Origin of the sequence: Aquabacterium sp. (assembly GCF_004297345.1) — a bacterium.
Taxonomy (GTDB): Bacteria; Pseudomonadota; Gammaproteobacteria; order Burkholderiales; family Burkholderiaceae_C; genus Aquabacterium.
In genome coordinates this window covers 1-2479 of record NZ_SCTN01000605.1, presented here as the reverse complement: position 1 = coordinate 2479, position 2479 = coordinate 1, and the positions used below count along the sequence as shown (strand labels likewise).

The window sequence follows — 2479 nt, the reverse complement described above, 5'->3', positions numbered from 1 at the left end:
AGACTCGCGCATCGACAGCAACACGCCCGGCCACTGTGGGACGAGTTGCATGCGTGGCTGAAGCTGGAGCGCACCCGCGTGGCCGACGGAGGCGGCATCGCCGCCGCGCTCGACTACAGCCTCAAGCGCTGGAGCGCGCTCGGCCGCTTCCTGGGCGACGGCGCGGTGAGCGTGGACAACAACCACATCGAGAGAGCCTGTCAGGATTTTCGTGTGCGAGGCATAGCATGACCACCAGGAGCATCTATGCCACGCAAGACGAAGACGGCCAACGCGGCCGAGACGGCGCTGCCGTCGATCCCCAAGGAATTGATTGACCAGTTCGTGAGCGGCCCGATGAGCGCCGAGGCGGTGAACGCCGCGTCCCTGGCATTCAAGAAGGCGCTGATCGAACGCGCGCTGGGCGCCGAGTTGAGCCACCACCTGGGCTACTCGCCCGGCGCCGCCAGGCCCGACGACGCGAGCAACCAGCGCAACGGCAAGAGCGGCAAGACCGTGCTGACCGACGACGGGCCGCTTCGCATTGAGGTGCCACGCGACCGCGACGGCTCCTTCGAGCCGGTGCTCATCCCCAAGCACGAGCGCCGCTTCACCGGCTTCGACGACAAGATCGTGGCCATGTACGCGCGCGGCATGACCGTGCGCGAGGTGCAGGGCTTCCTGGCTGAGCAATACGGGGTGGAGGTCAGCCCCGAGTTCATCAGCTCCGTCACCGACGCCGTCATGGCCGAGGTCACCGCCTGGCAAGCACGCCCGCTGGAGCCGATGTACCCGGTGGTGTTCTTCGACGCGCTGCGGGTCAAGATCCGCGAGGACGCGGTGGTGCGCAACAAGGCGATCTACCTGGCGCTTGGTGTGCTGCCCGACGGCACGCGCGACATCCTCGGGCTGTGGATCGAGAACACCGAGGGCGCCAAGTTCTGGATGAAGGTGTTCAACGACCTGAAGACCCGCGGCGTCAATGACATCCTGATCGCCGTCACCGATGGCCTGAAGGGCATGCCCGAGGCGCTGGGCGCTGTCTACCCGGCCACGACGCTGCAGACCTGCATCGTGCACCTGATCCGCAACAGCCTGGACTACGCCAGCTGGAAGGACCGCAAGGCGCTGGCCGCGGCGATCAAGCCGATCTACACGGCCACCAGCGCCGAGGCGGCACAGGCCGAGCTCGATGCCTTCGAGCGCGGCCCCTGGGGTCAGAGGTTCCCCACCGTCGCGGCCGCCTGGCGCCGCGCCTGGGATCGCGTGATCCCGTTCTTCGCGTTCCCGCCGGCAGTGCGCAAGGTGATCTACACGACCAACGCGATCGAGAGCATCAACGCGCGGCTGCGCAAGATCATCAAGACGCGCGGCCACTTCCCCAGCGACGATGCGGCTACGAAGCTGATCTGGCTGGCGCTGCGCAACATCACGGCCGACTGGGGCCGGGCGGCGCACGACTGGAAGGTGGCGATGAACCAATTCGCGATCCTCTACGCGGATCGCTTCACGAAGGCTGCCGCGTAATATGCAGCACCGACTTGCCCACCGCGTCGGTCGTTCGTCGCAAGCGACGCCCGCCGCCGTGGACAAGTCTCAGAGCGCCTCGCACACAGAATTTCTGACACTCCCCATCGAGAACCTCATGCGCCCCTGGGCGCTGGGCCGCAAGTCGTGGCTATTCGCCGGCAGCGAACTCGCTGGCCAACGCGCCGCAGTGGTGATGAGCCTGGTGCAGTCGGCCAAGCTGCATGGGCATGACCCGTGGGTCTACCTCAAGGACGTGCTCGAGCGGCTCCTGGCACATCCGAACCACCGCATCGATGAGTTGCTGCCGCACCGCTGGCAGCCATGCCCCAGCAGTTGAGTCTGCCGGGCCTGCAAGCCTGGCCCGAGTGCTTCGACCTCGACCCGCCAGCGCAGCCCGGCATGCCGCAGCGCTACAAGCTGTTCTTCGGCCTGTTCTTGCCGCAAGACCAGGCGCAGCGCTTGGCCGATGGAGTCGATGCGCTGCGCCTGCAGCATGGCTTGATCGGCGAGCCCATCGCCCTTGCCAGACTGCACATCACGCTGCACGTGGTGACTGACCTGCACCACACCATTCCCCTTGCAATGGTCGAGGCAGCCAGGGCCGCAGCCAGGACCGTGGACTGCCCGCCACTGCACATCGTCTTCGATCAGGCCCTGAGCTTCCAGCCCAACCAGGCCTTCGTGCTGCGTTGCGATGCCTGCAGCGATGCAGCCATCGCCCGGCTTCGCCAGACCTTGACGCTGGCGCTGCGCCGCGTGGGCTTGCGCACCGCGCCATCACGCACGCCACACATGACCCTGCTGTACAACGCACGCTCCATTCCCACGCAGCACATCGAGCCGCCACTTCGATGGACCGCGCATGAGTTCGCCCTCGTGCTCAGCCATACCGGACGCACCCATCACCAGTGGATTGATCGTTGGCCTCTGGTTGACCATCGTTGAGGCACTGCAGACTGCAGTCTGCACG

3 protein-coding genes and 1 pseudogene are annotated in these 2479 nt (G+C 66.4%); all 4 read left to right on the top strand.

From position 1 onward, the window contains the following. On the top strand, nucleotides 1-231 hold a 231-nt coding region (locus tag EPO09_RS21980; protein ID WP_290646723.1), incomplete at its 5' end, for a transposase. 15 nt (nucleotides 232-246) lie between these two features. Beyond that, complete coding sequence (locus EPO09_RS21975) at nucleotides 247-1506, top strand: IS256 family transposase (protein ID WP_290646720.1); 1260 nt, start codon at nucleotides 247-249, stop codon at nucleotides 1504-1506. 109 nt (nucleotides 1507-1615) lie between these two features. Next, a pseudogene (locus tag EPO09_RS21970) lies at nucleotides 1616-1846 on the top strand (transposase domain-containing protein); the annotation flags it as partial. Then, nucleotides 1831-2454: a 2'-5' RNA ligase family protein gene (locus tag EPO09_RS21965; RefSeq protein WP_290646718.1), complete on the top strand. Its 624-nt coding sequence runs from the start codon at nucleotides 1831-1833 to the stop codon at nucleotides 2452-2454. The pseudogene EPO09_RS21970 and the gene EPO09_RS21965, both read left to right, overlap by 16 nt. Nucleotides 2455-2479: the final 25 nt, after the last annotated feature.

What these genes read in the sequence shown, in the direction of transcription:
- EPO09_RS21975 (WP_290646720.1), top strand. Translation starts at nt 247, where the DNA reads ATGCCACGCAAGACGAAGACGGCCAACGCGGCCGAGACGGCGCTGCCG.
- EPO09_RS21965 (WP_290646718.1), top strand. Translation starts at nt 1,831, where the DNA reads ATGCCCCAGCAGTTGAGTCTGCCGGGCCTGCAAGCCTGGCCCGAGTGC.